The sequence below is a fragment of the Paenibacillus sp. UNC496MF genome (assembly GCF_900113915.1).
GTDB classification, from domain to species: Bacteria; Bacillota; Bacilli; order Paenibacillales; family Paenibacillaceae; genus Paenibacillus_Z; species Paenibacillus_Z artemisiicola.
The window spans coordinates 46,421-72,345 of record NZ_FORE01000006.1; the positions used below are offsets into that span (position 1 = coordinate 46,421).

The 25,925-nt window shown below is 48.7% G+C and carries 18 protein-coding genes; 1 reads left to right on the forward strand and 17 read right to left on the reverse strand.

The window, feature by feature from the left end; translation table 11 throughout:
- Positions 1-64: 64 nt before the first annotated feature.
- From BMZ79_RS08865 to BMZ79_RS08925, 13 genes are all read right to left on the reverse strand, one after another.
- A complete protein-coding gene (locus BMZ79_RS08865) occupies positions 65-814 on the reverse strand; it encodes a glycerol-3-phosphate responsive antiterminator (RefSeq protein WP_090638879.1) in 750 nt (249 codons plus the stop codon).
- Positions 814-1,656 (reverse strand): metallophosphoesterase family protein, encoded by an 843-nt coding sequence (locus BMZ79_RS08870; RefSeq protein ID WP_090638881.1) that lies wholly within the window; start codon positions 1,654-1,656, stop codon positions 814-816. The genes BMZ79_RS08865 and BMZ79_RS08870 overlap by 1 nt, the downstream gene beginning before the upstream one ends.
- Positions 1,657-1,945: 289 nt before the next feature.
- Complete coding sequence (locus BMZ79_RS08875) at positions 1,946-2,407, reverse strand: hypothetical protein (RefSeq protein ID WP_090638884.1); 462 nt, start codon at positions 2,405-2,407, stop codon at positions 1,946-1,948.
- Between the two features lie 224 nt (positions 2,408-2,631).
- Positions 2,632-3,597, reverse strand: coding sequence for a LacI family DNA-binding transcriptional regulator (locus tag BMZ79_RS08880; protein ID WP_090638886.1), 966 nt, complete (start codon positions 3,595-3,597; stop codon positions 2,632-2,634).
- 96 nt (positions 3,598-3,693) lie between these two features.
- The gene (locus BMZ79_RS08885; protein ID WP_090638888.1) at positions 3,694-7,086 is read right to left on the reverse strand and encodes a GH36-type glycosyl hydrolase domain-containing protein; all 3,393 of its coding nucleotides are present in this window, start codon (positions 7,084-7,086) and stop codon (positions 3,694-3,696) included.
- A 99-nt stretch (positions 7,087-7,185) separates the two neighbouring features.
- Entirely contained in the window at positions 7,186-8,595 is a 1,410-nt protein-coding gene (locus BMZ79_RS08890) for a sulfatase family protein (protein WP_090638891.1), read from the reverse strand.
- Positions 8,596-8,631: 36 nt separating this feature from the next.
- Positions 8,632-9,492 carry a carbohydrate ABC transporter permease gene (locus BMZ79_RS08895; protein WP_090638892.1) on the reverse strand — a complete coding sequence of 287 codons (861 nt, stop codon included), beginning with the start codon at positions 9,490-9,492 and terminating at the stop codon, positions 8,632-8,634.
- A 17-nt stretch (positions 9,493-9,509) separates the two neighbouring features.
- On the reverse strand, positions 9,510-10,400 hold the full coding sequence (locus tag BMZ79_RS08900; RefSeq protein ID WP_090638895.1) for a carbohydrate ABC transporter permease: 891 nt from the start codon (positions 10,398-10,400) through the stop codon (positions 9,510-9,512).
- 126 nt (positions 10,401-10,526) lie between these two features.
- Positions 10,527-11,792 carry a sugar ABC transporter substrate-binding protein gene (locus BMZ79_RS08905; RefSeq protein WP_090638897.1) on the reverse strand — a complete coding sequence of 422 codons (1,266 nt, stop codon included), beginning with the start codon at positions 11,790-11,792 and terminating at the stop codon, positions 10,527-10,529.
- Positions 11,793-12,304: 512 nt separating this feature from the next.
- Positions 12,305-13,015: a DNA alkylation repair protein gene (locus BMZ79_RS08910; protein WP_090640089.1), complete on the reverse strand. Its 711-nt coding sequence runs from the start codon at positions 13,013-13,015 to the stop codon at positions 12,305-12,307.
- Between the two features lie 353 nt (positions 13,016-13,368).
- Positions 13,369-13,716, reverse strand: coding sequence for a hypothetical protein (locus BMZ79_RS08915; RefSeq protein ID WP_090638899.1), 348 nt, complete (start codon positions 13,714-13,716; stop codon positions 13,369-13,371).
- Between the two features lie 361 nt (positions 13,717-14,077).
- A complete protein-coding gene (locus BMZ79_RS08920) occupies positions 14,078-16,453 on the reverse strand; it encodes a hypothetical protein (protein ID WP_090638900.1) in 2,376 nt (791 codons plus the stop codon).
- Positions 16,450-19,074 carry an ATP-binding protein gene (locus BMZ79_RS08925; RefSeq protein WP_090638902.1) on the reverse strand — a complete coding sequence of 875 codons (2,625 nt, stop codon included), beginning with the start codon at positions 19,072-19,074 and terminating at the stop codon, positions 16,450-16,452. The genes BMZ79_RS08920 and BMZ79_RS08925 overlap by 4 nt, the downstream gene beginning before the upstream one ends.
- A gap of 178 nt (positions 19,075-19,252) precedes the next feature.
- On the opposite strand from BMZ79_RS08925, the gene BMZ79_RS08930 reads away from it, so the two are divergent.
- Entirely contained in the window at positions 19,253-19,696 is a 444-nt protein-coding gene (locus tag BMZ79_RS08930) for a very short patch repair endonuclease (RefSeq protein WP_256252623.1), read from the forward strand.
- A 24-nt stretch (positions 19,697-19,720) separates the two neighbouring features.
- Here BMZ79_RS08930 and BMZ79_RS33550 read toward each other — a convergent pair whose 3' ends face one another.
- Genes BMZ79_RS33550 through BMZ79_RS08945 form a run of 4 tightly spaced genes read right to left on the reverse strand, consistent with a single transcriptional unit; the run spans position 19,721 to position 25,849 of the window.
- Positions 19,721-20,440 (reverse strand): hypothetical protein, encoded by a 720-nt coding sequence (locus BMZ79_RS33550; protein ID WP_143088913.1) that lies wholly within the window; start codon positions 20,438-20,440, stop codon positions 19,721-19,723.
- Entirely contained in the window at positions 20,437-22,173 is a 1,737-nt protein-coding gene (locus BMZ79_RS08935; protein ID WP_090638906.1) for a DEAD/DEAH box helicase family protein, read from the reverse strand. Before BMZ79_RS08935 ends, BMZ79_RS33550 begins: the two co-directional genes overlap by 4 nt.
- Positions 22,174-24,711: an ATP-binding protein gene (locus BMZ79_RS08940; protein ID WP_090638909.1), complete on the reverse strand. Its 2,538-nt coding sequence runs from the start codon at positions 24,709-24,711 to the stop codon at positions 22,174-22,176.
- The gene (locus tag BMZ79_RS08945) at positions 24,704-25,849 is read right to left on the reverse strand and encodes a DNA cytosine methyltransferase (RefSeq protein WP_090638911.1); all 1,146 of its coding nucleotides are present in this window, start codon (positions 25,847-25,849) and stop codon (positions 24,704-24,706) included. Before BMZ79_RS08945 ends, BMZ79_RS08940 begins: the two co-directional genes overlap by 8 nt.
- Between the last annotated feature and the right edge of the window lie 76 nt (positions 25,850-25,925).

A 25,925-nucleotide genomic window follows, 5' to 3' on the forward strand; every position in this document is an offset into this window, starting at 1 on the left:
TCTCCACTACTCCAACCGATCGTATTTACTTGTCGCCTTGAATATTACGCGCCGTTCGTAAAATCTAGATTATCCCAGTGCTAAGATTATAAGAATATTCATAGAGCGCGGTCAGCCCGAGTCCGACATGCGCCAGCGGGAACCGCTTCCGGTCGCGGCCGGCGGGCGCCGCCGCGGCGGTCGGCGCCCGGAGGAGCCCCGGACTCGGGCCCAAGCACCGCCACAGCTCGGGCCGCGACGCCGAGATCGCCGCCGCGCCGTGGCGCAGGCATTCCTCCGCCTGGCTCTGCTCGTACAGCAGGCCGCCGGTAATAATCGGCAGCGAGGTGAACGACTTCACCCGGTCGATCATGTCGGGGATGCGCGCCGGCATCACTTCGACGATATCCGGCTCGCTCTGGGCGAGGCTCTTCGCGATGTTCTCGAGCCCTTCCGTGTCGACCAGGAAGAAGCGCTGCACGGTGAGCAGGCCCATCTTCTTCGCGGTCTTCACCACGCTCGTCTTCGTCGAGATGATGCCGGTCGGCTTGATGACCTTCGCCAGGTAATCCAGCCCGTAGTTGTCCGTGCTCAGCCCGCCCATCTTCTCCAGATGCAGGAACACCGGCAGTCCGTGCGCCCGGAACACGTCCACGTAGCCCTTGACGACGCCGATGTGCCCGGTGAGCAGGAAGATGCCGCTCAATTGACGGTGCAGCGACAGCGCGGTCTCGATATGCCGCGGGTCCTTGATGGACGCGATCATCCGGTGCGCGGCGAGGCCCTCCAGGAACGCGGCATGGTCCGCGGCGCCGTTCTTGCCCGCGCGCTCCATTACTGCCGCTTCGCCGCGGCCGGCAGGACGATCTCGATCTGACGGTCCGTCTCCTGCCCGCGAGCGTTCGGGTTCGGGCTGAAATGCTTCATGTTCCGGTGCAGCGCGGCCCCGTGCTCCAGCAGCCCTTCGACGTCCACGTCCACGGCGGCGATGCGGATCCGCTCGCCGTCCAGCTCCACGATCCGGTAGCCCGGCAGATCGAGGCCGGCGGACAGCTGCACGAAGGTCCAGTTGTCCCGGGCCGCGATCGAATCCACGTGCGTGTGTCCGTTGAAGTACACGCCGACGCCTTGCTTTTGGCTCAAAATGCGCCACATGTCGATGTCGGGGTGAATGGATGCCTTGTCCAGCTCCGAGCGCGCCGTCGTGCCGAAGACCGGGTGATGCGCGAAGACGAGCAGCGGCTTCGTGCCGGACTCCGCTACCTTGGCGCCCAGCCAAAGCAGCTGTTCTTCGTCCAGCCAGCCGCTCCAGTCGGCGGTGTTCATCTCGCGGGCGGTGTCCAGGAAGAGCAGCATGGCCGCTTCCGTATCGATGGCGCGATAGCGCTGCTGCCCCGTGATCCGCAGCACCTCCTCGCGCGGCTGCGAGTAGACGTCATGGTTGCCCAGCACGTGGATGAAGGTCCGGTCGTCGCGCTTCAGCAGCGCGTACACCTCGCTTAGCTCCGAGGCCGTTCCGAAATTCGTCAGGTCTCCGAGCGATACATGCCAATCGGCTTCCGTATTCAGCGCGTCGTCCAGCAGCGTGCGATAGAACGCCTCTCTCGCTTCCGGCAGCCCCGGAACCGCGGCATCGATCTCGTGATAGTGCAAATCGCCGAGCAGTACCAATTTCATGATTCTCCTCCTCCTGGCCTTGCAAAGTTTGGGATCCCCGGTGCCATTGTACAGGACAAGTATTCCATGTTCGTCAAGCGAAGTGGGAGTTTATGTAAAGCTAGATGGAAAACTGCCATCCTGTCGCTGGCGGGATGTCCGCTGTACATACAGTTCTTGTTCCGCGGCCCGTTCTCCTATCGGCGCGAACAAGTTCGTTGGGAAAAAACGCCAAGGCGGCGAAAGGCGATCGGGAGGACGGCGCGTGTGCGAGCAGAACAGCCAGCAAGCCCCGAGTTTTTGGAGAAGCTCATTCTTTGATCAGCAGCCCAAAATGGTAATCGGCGTTGTTCTTTTGATCCCATACGGCCGAAAGGCGGTACCGATAGTAGCCCGGCTCCGCAGGGCTAGGGTAGCGATAGGGATCCGGCACGCTTATCGTTTCCTCGGTACCGTCATTCCGGATCACGGTCAAGGTACATTCATCCGGCTGAATCGGAAATGTGATGCCGATGGTTCCTTCGGCGCTGCCGACAACCGCTTTTGCTTGAACACTTGCATAAAACGCATCCGGATGCGGAGGATCCCCGCAAACCCCTTCGGCTTCCGACCCGTACCAGCAATATTGACCGAGTAGATAATCAACGCTCTGGTTTTGCATTCGTATCGTCGGTCGAATCGGCTCATTGGGTAACGTTCCATGCGCGGAACAACCGGCGAATAGGGAACAAACGAAAACAAGGCACAGGAGATAAATCACGTTCTTCCGCATCAACGTTCTCATCCTTCGCGTTGAAGCTCCCTTCCGCTTCCAATATCCGTATGATTAGCTAGACATATAAACGTACTGGCTCCTAGTAAGGTTGCAGCCGGATCAGCCCTACAGAGAAACCTGCCGCCAATACAAAAACAACCCGCCTCCATGCCCGAATACGTCGGGATGGATGCGGGTTATTGCCATTTTCGCATGAGCGCTGTTAAATGCACGCCGATCGCTTACGCCTGCCGCACCGACTCGCCTTCGATCAGCGAGACGTAGATCCGCTCGTGCTCCGCGCCCTGGCCCGCGATCAGCTTGATCAGCTGCTCGGCCGCCACCGCGCCCCAGCGCCGCTCGGAATAATCGACGGTCGCGAGGCGCGGCTGGACGTAGTCGGTGATGTCGATATGATCGAAGCCGACCACGTGCAGATGCTCGCCGATCCGGTACGGCGTGTCCTTCAGCGCGTGATACACGCCGATCGCCATCTCGTCGTTCAGACAGAAGACGCCGGCCGGTCCGTCGTACTCGTCCATGATGCGCTTCGCGGCGGCCTCGCCGCTTGCCTTGTCGAAGTTGCCGGGGATCTCGGCGTACCGCAGCGGCGCGTTGCGTTCGACCGTTTGGCGAACGGCCGCGAGCCGCTGGGCGGAGTCGAACGAGCCTTCGGGGCCGGTCACGGCGTACAGCTTCTTATGGCCCTTCCGGATGAGGTACTCCGTCGCGAACGTCGCGCCCGCCTTGTTGTCGAGCAGCACCTGCACGATGTTCGGATGGCTGAGCTGCCGGTCCAGCACGACGACCTTATGGTTTCGGGCCGCGTGCTGCAGCAGTTCTTCGTCCTTGAACTCGTTGTCCAGGATGATCGCGCCGTCCAGCATGCCTTCCGACAGCATCCGGTGCGACTGCGTGCCGCTGCAGATCACGAGGTCGTAGCCCCGCTTGTTCATCTCTTCTTTCATGCCCTGCAGCAGCTGGCCGTAGAACGCGCCTTCGAAGGTCGTCAGGAAAGCCCCGATGATGCGCGTCTCCCGCTTCTTCAGCGTGCGCGCCGCCGCGTTCGGCACGTAATTCATTTCTTTGGCCGCGGCCAGAATTTTCCCCCTTGTTTCTTCCGTGACTTTCGGATTCCCATTCAGCGCGTAGGATACGGTCGAGATGGATACCCCCAAGTGCTTGGCAATGTCTTTAATGCTCACCACAGCAATCGCTCCTATCTTCACGGCTCGCTTTCGCGTTGCGTATCGCAATAAATTCGGCGATGAGGTACTGACTTCCCCCATCGCCTCCGAAAAAAGTTATCCCATTTGAATCAAGACTTCGTTCAGCTCTTCGGTCAGCAGCCCGTCCAGCGCTTCGCGGGCGATCCGCAAGCCTCCGTGGCGGTAGCGGTTCGCCTGCTCGCTCGCCGGCACGGCCTTGCCGTTCACGGTTACGCCGCGCACCGCCTCGCCTCCGATCTCGTAACGGAAGACGATCGGCCTGCCGTTCCATTCGAAGCGGAAGCGCAGCCCGTCCAGCTCGGCCGGGAGCACGGGATCGAGCAGCAGATCCCCGCCTTCTTGACGGATGCCGAGGCCGTTCGAGATGAACTGGTTCATGTAGATCCCGGGACCGCTGGAGTAGATGCGCCAGCCGCCCTTCACCTGCACCTCGCCCTTGCGCAGCCGGACGAAGCCTTCACGCGCTTTGTAGCGGTCGGCGAACTTGCCGTCCGAGCTGCTGAAGTAGGCGTTGCTCTGGCGCCAATCCGCGTTCGGCACGACGTCGCGCAGGCCGACCGGGTTGATCATCCGGAGCCCTCGCCACACCTCGTCGCGCTTGCCCAGCTTGGCCATCGCTTCGACGAAGCGGATGTGGGCGTGGACGTACTGCAGCCCGATCTCGCGGCCGAAGTTCGCCGCTTGCTCGGCGCGTTTGAACCGGGTGCTGACGCCGCCGTTATAGTCCGCGGGGCGGTTCATGAGGCGCACGCCGTCCGGGCAGTACAGCTCCCGCTTGATGAGGCGGTAATGCGATTCCGCCTGGTCCGGGTCCAGCAGCTCGCCGATCATGCTGCGCGTCATCGGGAGGAGGCGGTATTCGATGCCGGTCTTCCCGTCGCTCGGATGCAGCATCAGCTCGATCCGCTCCGGCTCTTCCATATATGCGAAGCCGGAGATGATGCCGTCCTTCACGAGGTACCGGTTGAAATCGGCCTGGATGCCATCGGCCAGCTCCTTCAGCTCGGCCGACAGTTCCGCCAGCTCCCCGCTTTGACCGGACAGCGCGCCGGACAGCCGGGTTAGCGTTTGGAACGTCAGCGATACGGTCCAGCTGCTGATCATGTACTGCTTCAGCTTCGCGTTCGCCGGCTGCAGCGTGTCGTCCCAGTCGCCGTCCCCGTACGCGGACAGGTAGGTGCCGTGCAGGAAATGATCCTTGATGTACTGCAGCTCCTTGCGCGCATGATCGAGGACGGCGAAGGTCGCCTCCGTCATCTCGCCGCTGTGCGTGGAGTACGGCACGCGCTCCTCCAGAATCGCGAAGTCGCCCGTGACCCGCAGGTAATCGCCCAGCACCTTGAGCGGCCAGACGATAATGTCGCCGTGGCTCTCTTCCTGCTGGATCCGGTAATATCGGTCGAACATGAACCATTGCGGCCAGTTGCCGTCTTCCTGGTACTGGTGCGCATAGACCGTCTTCAGGATTTCCTTGACCTGGCCGTACTTGCCCGTCGCCATGAAATATTCCGTCGGCCCCTGGCAGACGTCGCGCGTGCCCCAGGCGGCGCCGGTGTATTGCTCCAGGCCGTGCGGGACGGAGTAGTGCACCAGCATGTTATGGGTGTACCACCAAGTCAGCGCGTTGAACTTCTCCAGCTCCCGCGTCTGCTTCTCCGACTCGTGCGTCAGCTTGAAGCCGTTCATGACCGACGCGAGGAACGAACGGTACCGCTCGATCTCCGTCTCCGCCGGCTGCCGCTCGTCCGCGGCGCCAGCCTTCGCAGCGGCTTCGGCTGCTTCCAAGCGGCCCGCGATCGTCAGTCTCCAGCTGGCCGCCGGTTCAAGCGCCAGCACCGCCAGCGAAGCGGAGCCCGCCGGCGCTTCCGGCGCGAGCGCGCGCTCGTCCACCAGACGCATCGCCGTGCCCGTGACGCCCAGGCGGTAGTGCAGGTCCGGATAGGCGCCGCTGCTAAGCGACTCGGGATGGGCGCGGAAGACAAGCTCGCCGCCGTCCTGTTCGACGAGGTACGGCAGCTCGTATTCCTTGTCGTTCATCGTCATCTGATTCGTGACGAGGAAGCGATACGCCTTGCCCGCCTTCGAGACGGTCTCGAGCGCCAGCTCCGGCGAATCGGCCTTGGTCCAGGCCGTCACCACGAGCGTATCGTCCGTTAATTTATAGGTCCAGCGCGCATAGTTGAAGCCGATCTCGTACAGGGACGGCATTGTGAGCAGGCGGTATTTGCCTTCCACCTCGACATAGATCCGCTGTCCGGACGTCTTCAGCACGTTCAGCGCGCTGCGGGTATTCGTCATTAGTTTATTGAACGAAGTGTTGCCGACCGTTATCTGCGAATGGAAAATGCCGTACATGTAGTTGGTCGTCGACAGCACCTGCTCGTTCAGGCGCGCATTGTCGCCGCTCATCAGGATGTGGCCGTGCGGACGCTCCGTGCGGAGTTCCTTGGCCTTCAGCACGATATGCTCGTACGTGTCCGTGAAGAAGGAGAGCAGCTCTTCGCCGTCGTATTCCTCCTGCAGCCGGACCGGGTACAGCGCCGCGACTTCTTCCTTCGTCAGCGCTTCGCCGCGAAGGGTTTCGCCAACGGCGTCGCTCCACGTTACGCGAGAGCCGACCGGCTGCAGCTCAGCTGCCGCAACAACGCCGGACTCCGCCTGCGCCTGTGCCCAAGCTGCCAGCACGTCATCGCGGAATTTCAGCTCGGTGACCGCATCGGCATGGTTCGGCCGCAGCAGGCCGTAGAACACGAACGACGCTTCGCCGTTCAACCGCACCGTCTCCGACTGGAGCGCGGTATAAGCGAATTCGTATTGGTACACCGTATTGGCCAACCGCTCGCGTCCCAGCGCTTCCGGCACGTTCGTCTCCTTGTAGGAGAGGCCGTAGAACTGGAAGCCGTCCGTGGAGTAGCCGGCGGCGCCGGTCAACGAGCCTTGCTGCAGGTACGGGAAGCCGGACGACATCGGCTGGTTTTGCCGCGAGCACACGACGTAGCCTGCTTCATCCGTGCGGAAGGCCGTATGGCCGATATATTGGGACATGTAGGCTTCGTTCGTCCGAACCGCGCCTTTGTCCGCCAATCCCACGTCTTGCCCGTATACCACGTCCGCCTCCGCGCCGTCGCCGCTTAACCGGACGTCCCAGAACCAGATCAAGCCGGGCATTAGCGTGAACGTCACTTGATACGCGACGCCGAGCGCTTCGCCGCTCCAGACGACGCGCCGGTCCGATGCGCTGACCGCGCTGCTCGCATGCACGCCAAGGAGAGGCGCGGACTGGATCCGTCCTCCCTCGCGCACGCGCAGATACAGATTGTTCATCGATCCGTCCAGCGGGTTCGACAGGACTTGATTGACCATGATGCCTTCGTATTGCATATCGCGCAGGTCGCCGCTCTCCAGGAACGTGAAGACCAGCCCATCCGCTTCCACGGGAATCGTCGTTGTTTTCAGCTCAGTATTCATCTCCGGGCTTCCTCCCCATGCTCTTGGTTTCCTATCCGTCTGTTCTATCTCTAAGTATGAGGTCGTCCGTATAACCGTCGTAACCGCCGGCGGCTCTAATCAGGCATGAAGGCATTCGTCCTGCACGTCGTCCATCAGCCGCTCGAGCTCCCGCTTCAAGGCCGCGATCGTACCGGCGTAATCCGGCTGGCCGTACACGTTGTTCAGCTCGTACGGATCCCGCGCCAGATCGAAGCATTCCCACTCCGGCGGCCGGGACTCGTCCCGCGAATCCGTCGTGCCGAGCGCCTGCGCGTAATAATAAATCAGCTTGTAGCGATGCGTCCGGATGCCGTAGTGCGCGTACACTTCATGGCTGCCGTCCAGGTGCATCCAATAGCGGTAGACCATCGACGTCCGCCAGCCTTCCGGCGCTTCGCCGTTCAGAAGCGGCCGGATGCTGAAGCCCTGCATGCGTTCGTGCGCCGGCAAGCCTGCATAATCGAGGAACGTCGGCGCGAAGTCCGTGTTCAACATCATCGTCTCGCTCACGCGGCCGGCCTCGATCTCCCGCGGGTAGCGGATCAGAAACGGCATCCGCAGCGACTCTTCGTACATGAACCGCTTGTCGAACCAGCCGTGATCGCCGAGGAAGAAGCCTTGGTCGGACGTGTAGATGACGATCGTGTCTTCCGCCAGCCCCTTCGCGTCGAGGTAATCGAGCATGCGGCCCACGTTATCGTCGATGGAGGCGATGCAGCGGAGATAATCCTTGATATAGCGCTGGTATTTCCACTTGCGGACTTCTTCCGGCGTCAGTCCTGCCGGCGGCGGCCCTTTCGTATCCAGGTCGTTCAGGTCGTCGATGCGCATCTTCGCCTGCACGGCCGCTTGCGAGCGCGTCGCGTAATCGTCGTTGAACGTCGGCGGCTCGGGAATTTCGATATCCTCGTAGAGATGCTTGTGCTTCTCGTCCGGCTCCCAGTGGCGATGCGGCGCCTTGTGATGGCACATCAGCAGGAACGGACGCTCCGGGTCGCGGCGCTCGATCCACGCCAGCGACTTGTCCGTAATGATGTCCGTGACGTAGCCTTCGAACTTCTTCGTCGTGCCCATCTCGATAAAATCGGGATCGCGGTAATCGCCTTGATCCGGCAGCACGCTCCAGTAATCAAAGCCCGTCGGATCGTGATGGCCGCCGTGGCCGAGATGCCACTTGCCGACGATCGCGGTTTGGTAGCCGTCCGCCTGCAGCAGCTTCGGAAACGTCACTTGCCGGCCGTCCAGATCGTCGCCGAGCGTCTTGACGCCGTTGACGTGGTTGTACGTCCCCGTCAGGATCGTCGCGCGGCTCGGCGCGCAGATCGCGTTCGTGCAAAAGCAGTTGTCGAAGCGCATGCCTTCGTCGGCCAGACGGTCCAGATTCGGCGTCTGATTAATGCGGCTGCCATAGGCGCCGATCGCATGCGAGGCGTGGTCGTCCGACATGATGAACAGAATATTAGGTCGTTTCGGAGAGGCAGCGGTCATCGGGCTAGCACCTGCTTTCGAACCTAGTGGTGTGGATTACTTCATACCGGAAATGCTGAAGTTCTCGATAATATGCTTCTGGAAGTACGTGAACAGGACGATGACCGGCGCGACCATGAACGTGGCGCCTGCCATCTGCAAGCCGTAGTTCGAGGCATACTGCCCCTTCAGCAGCGACAGCCCGACGGACAGCGTGTACAAGCTCTCGTCGTTCGCGACGATCAGCGGCCAGAGGAAGCTGTTCCAGCCGGCGATGAACGTCAGGATGGCCTGCACCGCCAGGATCGGCTTCGAGATCGGCAGCGCGATTTGGAGGAAAATCCGGTATTCGCTCGCGCCGTCCAGCCGCGTCGCTTCGAGCAGCTCCGTCGGGATCGTCGACATGAACTGCCGGAACAAGAAGATCGCGAACGCGCCGACGAAGCCCGGCAGCACGATCCCCGTCATCGTATTGGTCAGCCCCATCGCGTTCAGGATGAGGTAGACCGGAATCATCGTGACCTGGCTCGGGATCATCATCGTCGCCAGGACGAGGACGAACAGCCCGTTGCGGCCCTTGAAGTCGTACTTGGCGAAGCCGAAGCCCGCCACGGCGTTCAGCAGCAGCCCGACGAACGAGAACAGGACGATGATCAGCGTGTTCTTCAGGTACACGCCGAAGTTCATGTTTTGGAACAGGTCCTTGAAGCTTTGCATCGTGAAATGGGACGGCCAGAGCGTCGGCGGAATCTGCACGATCTCGCTCTCCGGCTTGAACGACGACATGATCATCCAGAAGAACGGCAGCAGGAAGAAGAGGCCGCCGATCGTCAGCACGATGCCGGATATCCATTGGAACAGACGGCCGCCGTGCTGCGCGTCCGGGCTCCCTTTGCTCACGGCAGTTGATTTACTCATAGGAATCTCCCCGCATCTTAAGTCATGTCAGACTCGTTTTTTTGCAGCCTCAGTTGAACGAGCGTAATCGCGATGATGAAGACGAACAGGACGAACGAGCCGGCCGCCGCATACCCGAAGTGGTTGAACTTGAAGCCGTTCTGGTAGATGAACAGCGACACCGACAGCGTGCCGTCCAGCGGACCACCGTTGGTCATGACGAACGGTTCCTCGAAGAACTGCAGCCAGCCGATCATGGTCGTGATGGACACGAAGAAGATCGCGAAGCGCATCATCGGAATCGTAATCTTCGTCACTTGCTGCCACAGGCTGGCGCCGTCGAGCTGCGCGGCTTCGTAGTACGACTTCGGAATGCCCTGCAGCGCGGCGATGAAGATGATCATGTTGAGGCCGACCGCTTTCCACAGCGCCAGCAGGATCAGCGACAGCTTGGCCGTCGTCGGCTGCGTCAGCCACTGCACGTCCGGCAGGCCGAGCGCGTTCAGCAGATAGTTGAAGAGGCCGAGCGACGGATTATAGAGGTAACTCCAGACAACCGCCACGGCCACGATGTTCGTCACGGAAGGGAGATAATAGACAACGCGAAACGCCTTGAAAATCCGGGCCGTGCCCAGGTTGATCAACAGCGCGATGGCAAGCGAGAACAGGATGACGAGCGGCACGCCGATGACGACGTAGAAGACCGTATTGAAGATGGACTTCAGAAAGACGGGGTCCTTCAGGACCTCGGCATAATTGTCAAAACCGATAAAGTTGATCGAGTCGTAATTCGCGAGTCCGCCCAGGTCCATGTCGGTGAGGCTGATCACGAGGGCGACCAGAATCGGGACCAGGGAGAACAGCGTAAGCAAAATCAAGGTTGGCGCGATGAATACGTACGGTGCTTGCCTATTCAGGAAACCTTTCATCGGGAGATCTCACTTCCTTCTTTCATGCCCGGGGCATATATAGAGCAGGCCGGCCGCCGGGCGGCCGGTCTGCTTCAAGTGGAGCGGAAGACGATTCCCGCACCTGGATTGCTCGTCAAGCAAGGATTACTTCATCAGCTTGGCCGCTTCTTCGTTGAAGCTGTCCATTTCCTTCTTCACGTCCGCGTTGCTGCGGTAGATGACTTCGAAGTGCTTCAGGTAGGCGTCGCCGATTTGCGCCCAGGACTTCAGGACCGGCATCGGCTCCGCCGTCTTCAGCTGCTCGCCGATGACTTGGTAATTCGGGTCGTTCTTCAGCTTGTCGTTGTCCCATGCGGACGTGACGGCCGGCAGCGAGCTCGTGTCGTCCATCCACTTGAGCTGCGTTTCCGCCTTGCTCATGTACGCGACGAACTTAGCCGCGGCATCCTTGTTCTTCGAGTATTCGAAGATCGACAGGTTCGAGCCGCCGAGCACCGACTTGTTGTTTTCTTTCTTCGGCAGAACCGCGAGCGCCCACTTGTCCTTGATCTCCGGCGCCTGATCCTGGATCAGCTTGATCATCCACGGACCGCTGATGAACATCGGCAGGATGCCTTCCTTGAACGCCGGGATGATGTCGAGGCCGAGATCCTTCGGCGCGGAGCCGTTCTGGTAGAAGCTGTTGACGTACGAGATCGCTTCGACGAACTTCGGATCGTTGAAGTTCGGCTTGCCGTCCGACGTGAACCATTCGGCGCCGTTCTGGCGGGCGAACATGAAGCCAAGGGACTGCTCTTTCGGGTCGATGCTCATGCCGTACTTGCCGCTGCCGCCGGCTTTCGTCAGCTTCTGCGCCGCGTCGGATAGCTCGTCCCACGTCGCCGGCGCCTTGTCGTAGCCGACGTTCTTCAGCATGTCCGTGCGGTAGAACAGCACGCGGGTCTCGACGTACCACGGCGAGCTCACGTACTTATCGTTGTACTTGCCAGCCGTGACGGCGCCCGGGTAGAAGTTATCCGGATTCAGCTCCGGGTATTGCGAGACGTACGGCGAGAGGTCGGCCAGCACGCCGGCATCCGCGAATTCCGGTACCCAGGACGAGCCCATTTGGACGACGTCCGGGCCTTTCTTGGACGCGACCGCCGTCAGCAGTTTATCGTGGCCCTGATCCCAAGGCAGCGCTTGGACGTTGACTTTGATGTTCGGGTTCGCTTTCGTGAATTCGTCCGCATACTTCGGCAGGGTCTTCGCTTCTTCGCCCATGCCCCATACGGTCAAGGTGACTTTCTCGTTCGAAGCGCCGCCGCCCTCGCTCTTATTGCCGCCGTTCGTATCGTTCTTCGCTCCGCAGCCTGCGAGCAAGCCGACGCTCAGCATCGCGGCCGTCATGACGGTAACTGTCTTTTTCATATCGAAATACCCCTCTCGATGATTTCGCACATTAATTCGTAGGTACTGCCCTTACGTGCACGCTTTCATTTCTTCCGGTCCGTCACTCGCGAGAAGCGCACGCACCCCCTCATTATGTCCTGTCTTTTCCAGCCTTATTACGGCGTTCCGAACTTCGGGATTCCCGTAGAAACGTTTCGATTCATCGTATAATTCCCATATCGGAGGTAATAATCACCGAAAACTACGCAAGTGAAACGTTTCGATCCGATTATAGCCGAAATATAAAGCGTATTCAAGGGGTTATTATTGTTCAATCGAAACGTTTCTATTGACGTCATGAATGTAATGACAGCGCATCCCTTGCAGGGCTTGCTTACATGGCGTTTTCACGAGGACGGCTTATTTTTCTTCACACCTCGTGTGAGGAAGCAGCTTGGCGGGCGTTCAGGCCAGCGGCCGCAAGCGAACGCAAAAAAGACAGCTGCCGCAGGAAGCGATCTCCCTGCCGGAGCTGTCCGATGCAATGGCGGTTAACACCGCACGTATTTGCGTTTAAAGCCGGGCTGCCCTTTCTCGAGGGCCTTCTGGATGTTCTCGTAGGCGTGGATGGTTTGCTTGCTCTTCGGCTTGTCCTTGTTCACCGCGACCGGCCCGACGGCCTGGGCTGCGGCTACCGCCTGCTCATGGAGCGGCACATAGGAGGTGGCGACGGTGTACAGGAAGTTGTTCATCGCGAACTTCGCGCGTTCCGGCGCGTCGTGAATCGTGCGCCGTACCGTCTCCAGCATCCCGGCCAGCTTGTCCGGATCGAACTCGGCGTCCTTCCGGCTCCCGAGCAGCCAGCAATAACAGCTCCAGCCGGCCGACATCCGCAGCTCCTCCCCGCTCGCGATCCACGTATCCGCGACCCGCTGCGCGATCTCCGTCTCGGCCAAGGTGACGGCCACCACGAAGTCCGACAGCATGTAGAAGTACGCCGCGTCGATCCAGCGGTCGAAGTCCGCGGGCGTCATCGCCTTCGGATCGGCAATGACGCCGGCGAAGTACATGGCATCGTAATTCCCCGTCGCATACAGCTCCTCGGCCAGCGGCTGATTGCGCTTGATCTTCTTGGACATGGGCTTCATCTCGCCGGTCGCGACGCCGAAGACCGGCTCCTGCGCGCCATTGGAGACGTACATTTTCTTCATGCGCTCCTTGCCGAGCGCCTCGAGCTCCTGCATGACCGCGTCCGCGCTCATGAGTTCCGGCATTTGGGATCATCTCCTTTTGGTCTAAGTGTAAAGGAAGCGGAGGGGCAGATGCCATATCAAACATAAAACATAATCATTCATTTCATCCAATCCTTAATTATTGCTATGATTTCGAAAGTTAGCAGGAATATACGTTAATCCACTGTGATATACTCAGCCTTTACACATTAACAAACCTACTCATGTATTTTAGACACTCTTACCTTCATAAATGTGGTTTTCAATAGGTTTTAACTAGTGGATTAAACGGATTCATACAAGGGATTAATACCGATGATTTCATGTGGTAAAAATTAATGGAGGGGTTCAGGGGTGATTCGGAGAAATGCCTTGTGTTCGTATTATTCAGTACTTATCGGCTCCTCACTATCCAGCAATATTGCTCTATAATCCGAAGTTTCGTGGAGTCGAATTTTGATAAACCAATTCAAGAACGCTTGAACTGAGTGAATATTACTTTCGGCTCTGAATTGATCTGCATTTTGAAGTAAGCGCCCTACCTCGTCAATTATAGTTATCATTGCTTTTTCATCATAATCAGCAAATTCTTCATTAGCGTACTTAAAGTCAAGGGAATGAATCAAACTGTTTATTGCTTTAAGCTTCAGATCGACTCCTTCAAATATCTCACTCTCTCCACAGATTTCAACTTTTAAATCCTGCTCATGATGAACAACTTGATAATTCATAACTATAAAACACTCTCCTATTGTAAATGTTATAACTATTCCACTAAGGAATTTCGATATTGCCATTGTAAATCCTCTCATCAAACAGAGGCTATTTAACTCAGAAATTAACCTTGGTCTGATTTTATTAAATACAATATGCACTGTATGCGGGAACATCGCTTATTTTATTCGATTTTGTTGAAGCGGGCTGAACCCTTGACTTATAAGAGTTTTACCCACTGAGATACGATACTTTTCGTTTTTAATATTGTTCAATAGGACGGCGTTCGTCCCCAATCCGTCCCCAGCTGCATCACTTATAAAATAAGGAAGCAGAGATCTGCTTCCTCGTTGTTGATTCATATAAAATTAAATAGTTTTAAGAGGCATCGTCAAGTTGTTTATTATTGATCTTTATAACCCCCTTGTCTAACATAATTTCAATCTGCAGTGCAGGTATACTAATTCCTCTTTGTAAGTCCCCGATCGGAAATCTCCTTGGTCCTTTGCCCTCAAAGAAATCCACCTCCTCTTCACTATCTAAATACTTCAATTTCTCTGGTTTTTCTTTTATTAAACGTTGCCGTAAAGTATCATCCACAATATCGTAAACATTAATTTGATCTTTATCAATTAACTTTTTACTCCCGTGCACTCTGCACGGCTTAATAACTTTAATCCCTATTCCGCCGTCAGCCATAACTATTTTTACAATCTTCACTTTGGTTACATTATCATAATAGAATTCATGTATTTCTATCAGACTACTGCTAAGCTGGATCGTAGGAATCAACGGGGTTAAATCACCCTTATTGATCACTAAAACCATGTCTTGAAGAGACTTTCCACGCTCAAATTTCAAATAAGCTTTTAAGTTATCAACTGATAAATATTCTACATCAGTTTCGCCTTGATTTTGACATTCAACTTTGTTAATTGAATATGGTATCAACTCATTAAATAAAATACCGTTATAACCGATTCTAGACCTGTATTCCCAATAATTTTTTATTAAAACATCTTTAAACTGGCCTACTAGACGGCAAATTCTTCGCCCCTTAAATGAAATATTATTTAATTTGGTATCGTGAACAAAATTATAGATACTTAATTGATTATTTGCCAATTCCCTAATATCTTTTCCTGCTGTATCTAATACTTGTTGATATTCAACAACTTTATTTAATTGATTTTGAAGACCTTGATAATATCTTTTCCAATATTCCGGTAATAGCGCTTCATTCTCTATAGGAAGTGATGCATCTAGGCTTAACATAAATTGACCTGTTGGATTAAAGACGCATGTGTCTAATATTTCAAAATCTGCAAAACACATATTTTCAAATTTTACTGAAAGCGCACCAACCTCACCCTCGATGCTTTTGAAATAGTTAAAAAGTATTTCTTTGGGCTCAATTTTTAGCTTCTCATTGAAATTGTTTATCTGAAATGTTGCACGCAGTAGATCCGCGTTTTTTGTATTTCTTGATAAAGATTCTTTACCGACTCTAACAATGGTATCGCAATCCTGTCCAACAAGCACAAAAATTTCATTATCTATTAAAAAGACATCACCCGGAGCCGGCGGCAATTGTTTGCTGTTTACTGTGTAATCAAATATTTCATATGTATTTAACTCATGAATTTTCCGTTCAATTTCTTCTTCAACTATCCTGTCAACTTCTTCTGACAAATATTTCTCATTAATAAATTTCGTTAACCCTGCAATTTGGTTATATTGTGGCACGCCCCCTGCATCTGCATTAAATAATTTTTCAATTATATATTGATTTTTCAACTGTTCAATCCACTTCTCTATAATTTCTAATGAAGTAACGCCCTCGATTTTAGCCATTTTAGCAAGGAAGTTCATATTTTCTGTTCTTTTTAAAGCAAAACTGAATGAATCATCTATCGATTCCGAATGTATTCTTTTTATTAGTTTAAATAGATGAACATATGAACATTTAGCAAAGCCTTCAGCCATTTTATCTTGTTTGCTACCCTCAGTTTTACTCACTTGGAACACATATACATCGTTTTCTAATGAACTTGAGACAACATCTTCTTTCTTACTGGTATATATAACACTAATGATATTTTCTTTGACGGTTCTTTTTAATAAAAAATCCCTGATAAATGTCTCCCCAGCATCATTATTCCCATCTAAATTTTTATCTACAACAAAAAGAACAAATTCATTTTTCCTTACTTCAAGATTTTGCAAATCAGATTCTATATCATCCCAGACATTGCTTCCAATTTCCTTGTATATTCTTTTAGAACTTCCATCAATCGAGTCAATCTCATCAATAATAAACTCATAGTTCGCCAGTTTTTGCGAAATTCCGTAACGCAAAAAAAGTTTACTTACTTCGTCTTCATTAGATTGAGTCAATTCATTTAGCATGGCTTGAATCTTTAATGCTAAATCGTGGACATTTTTATTTATTTCCGTCTCTCTAACAGTTTCTAGCAACTTTATAATTTTCCCAGTCCTCAGTATTCGCGTTTTTAGTGTTTCATCAAGTTCTGAGAAGGACCTAAAAAGATAATCATAAGTTTCCTTTAGACTGATATTACTGCTTGGCAGCTGTTGCAACTTATCTATAATCATTAACTGGTCAGCTGGATTCAATTGAATCATGTCGCAAATGATCTGTTCTGCATCACTTATGTGCTCAAAATCATCATCTATCAAAAAACAAGCTCTAACATTTAGATGATTTATTAATTCAGAAAATTTATTACTCATTCGCTGTCATCTCCTTCTTCAAGATCATTCCGCAATATAATAGAGAATATATATTTATTTCCAAATCTATTCCTATCTGGTAGAAGCTCTATATCCGCCCCAAAGGAATTTAATAATTTCTTCACAATATACAAACCCATTCCTCTACCATTTCGATCTTTCCCAGAAACTAATGGATGAAACAATATATTTTCAACCCGTTTAAAAACGCCAATCCCTGAATCTTTAATCAAAATCATATTTTCACCGACTTGGTCTATAACAATGCTATCCCGTTCATCAATCGAATAACTTTTATCAGTTCTAGACTTTATTTGTCGCTGATTCACCCAGAAAATAGCATTGTCTATTAAATTGTAAAATACATGAATTAATGCACCACGTGGAACTTTCCAATTAAGGTCAATTTTTGAGTAATCTAAATTAATCTTGTATTTTTTTAATTTTTTTTCGAACCTTTTTTCCAAGTCTTCTAAGAAGCCAAATACATCTTGAGTTTCAAAATCTTCATGTGTACCTTTATACAAAAAAGTTCTTTCTAAGAACGTATAAAATTGATTCATATCAAGCATTTTGGAGTTTATTAAATTGAATCTACTTTTAAGTGGCTTAAAGTCCTCAGTATAAATATCATCCGCATCATTAATAAGTAGGTGGTTTTCTATATTTTCGAAGTGATAATTCGTTTTATCTTCACTATCCAAGTTTGATAAAATTGAGTGAAGTTCATGTGTAATGACTTCAGTTATAAGTCCGTTGGCCATTAATTTATAATTATTATAGGTTTCTAATTCTATAATTTTTCTCTCTTGTTCAACTCTCTCCAATGCTCGATTGGTCTTTTCTGTCGAAGTTAAAGTGTATTCAATATTTCGTTTTAAATTTACAGAAGTGTCTTGCAAAGAGCCAAATGCTTTTCTTACATCATCATCCACTTCTGCTTTACTAAAATATTCATTAATTTTCTTTAGGTTTTGGTCGAAGTGCTTTAGATCGTCTCTATTATCTTGTACTACCTTTTGATTGTTTTTTATCTCTTCTTTTAATGTGTCAATTGATCGTCTTGGGACTAATCCTTCTTCCTTTAAGATGTCTTGTGTAATGTAATATGCATTCCTGCTAAATTCGTAGAAATATTTGTTTAGAATTAATTTAATGACCTCTTTAAGAATAAATGAGTGCTCATTTTGTATAAGATCCTGCCTTGAACTAATTTCCTTAATATACGATTGTAAGGGGTCATTGATATTGATATAACCAATAGTATTACCGAGTTCGAATCTAAAAAATTGTTGACCTCTAGTTCTTGCTTGTTGTAGCTGCAGCCAATCATTATCCTTATCGCCTAATGTTGAAACCCTACAATTTCCACGATATAGTTTTATCCCATTATGGTATTCCAAAAAACTCCTTAAATTAGTAGTATTTAAGTTAATGTTTTTTAAATATCCATTCTCTTTTGCAGATTCAATTGCACTCGCAGAAATCTTTGGATCGCGCTTAAATGAATAAATTTTTGCTTCTATTGGCACTATATCTAGAAGCATTGTTGCAGCATTCTCATGCAACAAGTTGTGATTTGGGTTCATACGTTTTAACTCTTTAATTAATGTTTTTTGCGACACAATCGATTTTAATGACTTATTAAATCTATCTTTATGCTGCTTTAATAACGATGCATAAAACAAATGACTTTTTCTTATTTCCAAAGAACTTTCTTTTCCAATTAGTGTTTGATGGATTCTTTCTATGTACCAAGGTTTTATGACAAGCCCACAAGTTATATTTATTTCGCCATCTTTTTCTTCTATTTTGAATGCATATTCGTTTTCTGCCACGTTTATCAGATTTATTCCTGAACTCGATGGGACAGGAAAATTTCTGTAATACAAATTTATAGAGAATTCCTCTTTTAAGTTTTTAAAAGGGGACATTAAAAAGCCTAAAGCGGATTGTAGATTATCCCTTATAATATTAGTTCCTATGTTAGTAGAATCACCATCATCCATTAGCTCCTTTGCTTTTTTCAAATCAATTAATGAGTCTAAATTCAAATTAAGATCAGTAAACCAAAGCCTGGTATATGATTTTGCCGTTTTAGGAAATGTACTTACATCAATATCTAATTCAGAGTATTTTTCATTATAGATAAACGATTCCCATTCTACACTGACCAAATAAGTATGGTTGGACTCATCATTTGTAGTTTCAATATATAGCCGCTTACTTAACCTTTGGGCTGCCAATCTTCCAATTCCTTTGTCCCCCAAAGGAGCTCTATCATTGTTACTAATATTCTGTTTTTGCAGCTTCTTTATAGTTGTCCCTATGGTAAAGAAACCCTCCTGTAACTCATTAAGCCCCATTCCATGTCCGTTGTCTTCAATTATAATGCAGGCATCTTTCAAATCTTTCATAACTGCATATTTAAGTTCTTGATCAACATCAATGAGCATATTTTGAAAATAGAAAGAAAATTTGTTGTCAATAAAGTGTATATTTGTTTTTTTAGCTCCTGCATCATATGAATTTTTTATTAGTTCAACTATAGCTATCTCATCACTTGTTATTAATTCCTTTCCAAGTTGCTCTATGACCCTTGGATTTATTTTCAACCTCATATTATCAACTCCTTTCTATCTTACTTTTCGACATAGTCCAATTTTATCCTCCAAAGGAATGCCCCTCACAATCTTATTTTTTCGTATGTTGAATGAAAGAAGTTAGTTTATAATCTGTTTGTATTAAACGGTGTGTATAAACTTTTATGCAATGATTAATGCTTAAATAATAAACACATTGAGGAACGGAGGGGTTACCACGGTTGATAAAATCAGCAAAGAAGCCCGAAGTAAAAACATGAGCGCAATTCGTTCCACTCACACAAAACTAGAAGATGCGGTTACCACTTCGCTATGGAGGATGGGGTTTAGATTTCGAAAAAATGTCAGAAAGCTAAAAGGTAAACCTGATATAGCTATTAGAAAATACAAAATTGTTATCTTTATCGATTCTTGTTTCTGGCACTTCTGTGAACATCATGGCCATATCCCAAAATCCAATACAGAATTTTGGATCGAGAAATTAGAACGGAATAAACGACGTGATGAGGAAATATTTAAATATTATCACGAATTAGGTTGGCAAGTTCTTCGGGTCTGGGAGCATGATCTAAAGGACGATTTTGAGGCTACAGTTTTACGAATTGCAACATTTATTGATAATGCGCGTCGTACAAAATAAAAATAAAATACCGTCTCCTCAAACTCAGTCTAAACTCATCAGTATATTCATTCCGTTATTGCTAACAGCGTAATATGTTTGTTCATTAATTATTATTTGTGATGCTGTTGGAGGTATTGCCTTACCTTTAATAACTACATAAGTCCCAGAGGCTAGTGGGGAGTTTAATACTCCTAGTGGGATTATAAGTATTTTTAAACCACTGTGTATTTGTTGATATACACCATTATCAATAGCCTCTAGCTCGACTCCCGTAGTATGTTCGAGCTTCGAAGAAACAACTGAAATATCATCAGTAACTATGACAACGGTCCCAGATTGAACTGCTTGGTTGCCTTTAATTCGTTCTGATAACGATAGAGCTTCAATATCATCCATTTTTTTTAGCGTACCGTAATGGTGTGTAGGTCCTGGTTTAAGTACTAAATGCTTTTTCTTTCCTTCAAGATAGCACCACTCGATATATGGCAAGTTCGCTATCAATGTTTCCGGCTGGTTCCTGCTTGATCCTGATCCTCCAAGTACCTTATCCACGTGAACTGCTGGCTCTTTACATAGTGCAAGCCATATCTTTTCCAATTCGCTAAAAGGCCGACTTTTATGGTCTCCGTTACTAGCCATCAACCGAATATTTAAATCTTTTCTATCGACCTCCTCTAACCTTAAATCCGATCCGGGTTTGATGCTTTGTAACCTAAGTCCGACCAATTTCTCTAAATCAGACAACATGTCCTCAAACCTCATCTTTTTCTACCTCCTGGTAGTTCCGGCGGAAACTTCAGTACCGATGCATCTAGCCCGGCATTTTCAATCTCCGCCACATCTTCTAACCACCGCCTGATAAATGATTCTGTTTGCGGATCCTCGCTTCCAGCTTTCCTAAATGATACTTTATGCTGCAAGCTGATTCTGACCGGTGAACCAGGTGCAGGACCTTCCTCGTCATGCAAACTGTCTTTCAAATTAATCCCCGCGGCGAATCTTCGAATATCGGAGACAAAATCTAATACGATAACTTTGTCTTTATCATCTGCAATACGAAGTCCTCTTCCCAACTGTTGGATAAAAATCCTTCGGCTATGGGTCACTCTCTGAAAAACAATTATGTTCACATCCGGTACGTCCACGCCTTCGTTTAAAATATCCACAGCACATAAGACATCGATTATTCCGTCATGAAAGTCACACAGGATCCGATTACGCTCGGAAGGCTCCATTACCCTGCCGGCTACAGTCTGGGAATAAACTGCTGAAGCATTACAAAAGCCCAAAGCGTTTATCCGGTCACGCATAGTGATAGCATGATCTATTGTCCCACAAAAGACAATTGCTCTAGGTTTTTTTTGTTCGTTCCATATCGACCGCAGCTCATATACAACTGCGTCGTCCCATTCAGTAATGAATAGTGTGCGGTTTATTTGACGAGGAGAGAAGTTTTTCCCCCTAATTCTAGTCAATGAATCCCAATTTATATTGTCCGTATACATTCGGTAATCCACATTGGAGAGGAATCCTTGCTTTAATCCTTTTACTATATCAACACTTACAACGGGTTCGCCAAAATATTGATTGAGATCCACTTCATCCGGTCGCCATGGGGTTGCCGTCAAACCCAGCAAAAACGGACCGTTCTCTTGCCCCGCCATTAGTTCTTGAATGATGCTGTTATACATTTGTCCACCTACATGATGGCATTCGTCGACAATAATCAGGTCAAAATGCTCAAGTTCTCCTCTATTTCTAATAAACGCATCTACCGTGTTGAGGCAAGCAAAAACAAAAGACGCTCCTTCTATTTGCTCATGGGAAAGCTGCTCATAACCATTCCATACTACAGTGTTTTGATGCTTATTCAGAAACGGCCAAAAAGCTCTTTCTAATTGATATACTAGTGGATTAGTATGTGCGATGACCAATACCCGTAAAGGTTTTATTGCATTTAATCTACGTAGGGTCTCCCCTGCTACAAATGTTTTCCCTAAACCAGTCGCCATGACTACCAAAGCTCTTTTTGTACCGGAGTTATACACCCGGATTATGTTTTGAATCGCTTGTTCTTGATAACGTCTGGGAGAACGGTTTAAGTCCGGTACCTCCCGCAATTTCACAGCTTTGGAAATTAACATTTTTGAATCCCACAATTGTAGTGGGACGTGACGGCTCATCAGTGACCGTTGGTGCTCCTGCATTTGTGCTTCAAATCCGTTAAGAGAAACAATCACTGGAACTTGGGCTCGGTAAATACGCAAAGCTTCGAGTGTTTCTCCAATGACTGAAACACCAACCTTCTGGCGCCAATGTTTAACTTGGAACAACCAACGCTTACCTGCATATTGAGCCAACAGATCCGCACCGCGGTCCCTTGATTGACCCACCAACCGAACCCCTTCAAAACCACTGTGAATTAGAAGTCTGCCGACAGTCCTTTCAAATGCCTGCCAAGTTCCTGACTTTAAACTCTCCTCGTTAAAAAACATTTACTTTGCCACCTTTTGTACCAAGTAATCCAAGGACATTCTTGCCCGCTGCGAGATGCCTGGTTCTGGCGAGCGGTCCCGGGCAAAACCAGATATGTCTGATAAACAGTTACCGAATGTTTGTTTAATACGGGATTGAATTGGTGCAAGAACGGTATCCGGCAGACCACTAATTCCAGTGAATGGGACAATCCAGAAATTCCCGTCTAAAAACCTATCAGGGTATTTATTAAATAGACCTGTTATTGTTTCCTCATCTAAATACTTAAGGTAAGTACCGTCGATTCTCATTTCGCCGATACGGCTGATGTCCTCTCCTTTACCTAGCATATTTATAACGAGATTTTTTTTCTCGTCTTCCGGTAAATCATCAAATACATCAGGAATAACGTTTCCGAAGAGTAAAGGAAGTCTTTCTTTAATTGAATCAAACAAACTATTGATATCAGCCCTTATTTTATCGGCGTTGTCCTCTAGAACTTCTGACCATTTACTCTTTAGAATTTGCCATTCTAGATTCGTTAACGTATGCTGTCCTTGATACTGCTTTACTGTTAACTGGCGATTCATATCATAAATATACAAAGCAACCTCAGCAGCAATCATTTGCTCCGGACGTATACGGAACGCCCGAAAAACCTTATGTGCCTTATCAATAAAAATATCAATTTCCTCCCCTTTGAACACAACGAGTGGGATACCCTCAGTCTGGTTGAAGGGGATAGTAGGGTTGACTGTTATAAATGTGTTAACATCTATAGGTGAACTATAGGACCCATCTGCTAATAAAATACTACACCCAGGCATGGATAGCTCATCGGATTTATTTGAGTTCTTTAACAAGTAATCGCGGGAAAGTACGTTTTCAGAATTCCGATCACTTCCGCAATGCGAACAAGTTGTGTTACCGGCTATATTTTTAGTTGAACATACTAAGCATATCCAAGGTTCTTCAATCTTGGGAACTTGAGAGATTCCGCAAAAAGGACAGGATAAAGCGGACTTAGGGATCTGATTGTTACAATCGGGATTTATACAATTCTTTGGGATAAGTACGTCTCCACAAACTTCGCAAGTGTCTCTCTCCTTTAAATTTTGGGCACCGCATGAAGGACATTCGGGCAATTCCTGAATTGGTGGGGTCGTCGCTTGTTCGACTAGCTTCCACCATTCCATATCATCAAAGTATCCTGGCATTTTTTTCAGGAATTTCGCATAATATTCTCTTTCAATATCTCTTGAAATTCGCTTTGGCTCATTGGTCTCAGGATCATAATAACCCATATACATATCAGCTTTGCCGAAATTCCTTACCCGCCTGTATCCTTGATAAAGCCGGAACATAGGGCTTTCGTTTCTGTCTGCGTTTGGCTGTTTCGGCTGTAAGGAACTTTCCCCCCTCAAATAGACCAAAGCCCTCAACCATTCCGGGCTTGTTCGCATATAGTCTTGTTTTAAAAAATCAACAGGTACATGGTTTAAATGCACCTCTCCTACTATTCGACCATAATTCTGGTCAGCCGGGTAATCATAAATCGTCTTTTTGAACTCATCGACAAATTCAAAAAAAGCAGATTTCTCTGCAATCCGAATTGCCCGTCCATTGCGGATTATATCAATTCCATAATTGGTACTATCATCAAACCTCTGGATACCGATCCAACCTGTTACCCGCTCCTCTACTGTGCGGATAGAGGAAGACTCACAGGAAGGACACTCATCCATCTCAGACATTATTTCAGATCCGCAATTGCTACATTTTTTCTGGTTATAGATTACTTTATCGAACCTTATAACTGCTGGTATCTGCCCCCAGCCTCTTCTTTCCACCGTACGAGTGTCATGCCACACACAGTGGTGAAAAGCCTCACATGGTTCATTGTTAACTAAAATTCTGACCTTTTTGTCTCTTAGCAAAGTGGCATAACGTCTGCCGATCTCCGTTCTTATTGTCGGCAATCCATACTGGATCAGTCGTTTTACGAATTGACTGTTACTATTTCCTTCCGGCCACCAACCCGACACTTCAATAACTGTTCCGTGGCCGACACCATCTCTTTTTGAAGTGCGGTAACCTTCGAGCTCATACTTACCAGATCGTGTAATCTCCGCGAGATCTATTGTTACTTCAGTGGCCTGGGATTCCTCTTTCCGGGCGGTATATAACTTGGTTATCCTGCCTAATTTTCCAGTAGAAATGTTGAACCCCATACCGAATAACCCTAAGCTGTCAAACTTGTTTTTAGATGAATAGCCGGCTCTGATTATTTTTTCGGCCATTTCAGGTGTTAGACCAGGCCCATTATCCCGTATACGAATAACACCTTCTCTTCGGGATAGCTCCGAAGGCCTGGGAAGGTCTATCAATATAATCGGATTTTCAATCTTTAGACCAGACAATGTAGCGTATTGAAACGAGTCAATACAGTTATCTATTAGCTCACATAAAGCATCCAATGGTAGAATAGCTGTATGAGTCAACGCTATTAGTACATTAGGGTCTGGCGTAAAATCGAATATCAAGTTATGTTCATTCATATAGTAGTCCCCCTTCAATTATTTTTTTCATGGATTGCGCTATAGCAAATCCCAACTTAACTGGTACACCGTTACTAATGGTTTTAAATTTCATCGTTAATGGCATGGATCTTGGCAATGCATAGCTGTCTGGAACAGTTTGGATTCGCAAGGCTTCTCTAACTGTTAATCTTCTCGGTTCAAACGGATGTAAATGCACCTCATTATTACCATAAGCTGCAGTTGGACTATACCTCCATCGGTGAAGACGCTTGAAACTTTTACGTGATACATCCCCTTCTGCGATCTCAAAAAGTTTAGAACTTTTGGGAATTAGTACATCCCGACCATTAGGCAAGTTTACTGTTATATGTGTATCATTAATATAAGATCCCACCATAAGTTCTGCGGGGATGCCATCAGGGCGTGGAGGTTCATCTCCAAACGGTGATACACTCGGCCATAAGTACATAGATTTGGCATTATGAAAAGTCAAATAATACTTCCAAGGAAACCAGTTTTTATTAATCGGTATATTTCTCTTTCTCGTCTTTCTTTTTATCCATTTTCGGTGAAGACCGCAGATAAACAATCTTTCACGGTCTTGCGGAACTCCAGCCTCCAAAGCATTTATTATACTATAATCAATTAGATAATCTTTATTGAGTTGTGAAATAAGCTCATAGAAAAACTCTTTATGTTTGGCGGTACGCAGAAAACCAGGCACATTCTCCATTACAAAAAAAGTGGGTTGTATTTCAATTATCCGATTTATAAATACCTGAGAAAGCTTCCCTCTTTCACCTTCTTTCCCTTTATTTTTCCCGCCCACAGAAAAATCAGGACATGGCGGCCCTCCAATAATACCAAACAATTCTGGCCTGACCCCTTTACCGAACGCTTCTGACATAATTTGATTAGGTCCAATGTGCTCAATCGGAGTAATATTTGAAATCCGTGTCTCTGCTCCAGTTAATAATGTCATTCCATGAGCATAACCGCGAACAAAGTAAGGATTACATTCATTTGTCCATATAGGATTAAATCCGGCATGAATGAAAGCAATATCAAGAAAACCAGCCCCTGTAAAGAAAGATAAAATCGGTATCCGCTCTTGCCGGAGTTCAGATTCTACAGAAAAATTATACAAATAATCCATTTGTAGCTCCTTGATAGTTAATAAGTGTTATTTCGGCTAAACACTCTTAATTCCTGCTGCGATAGTAGCAGAAAGT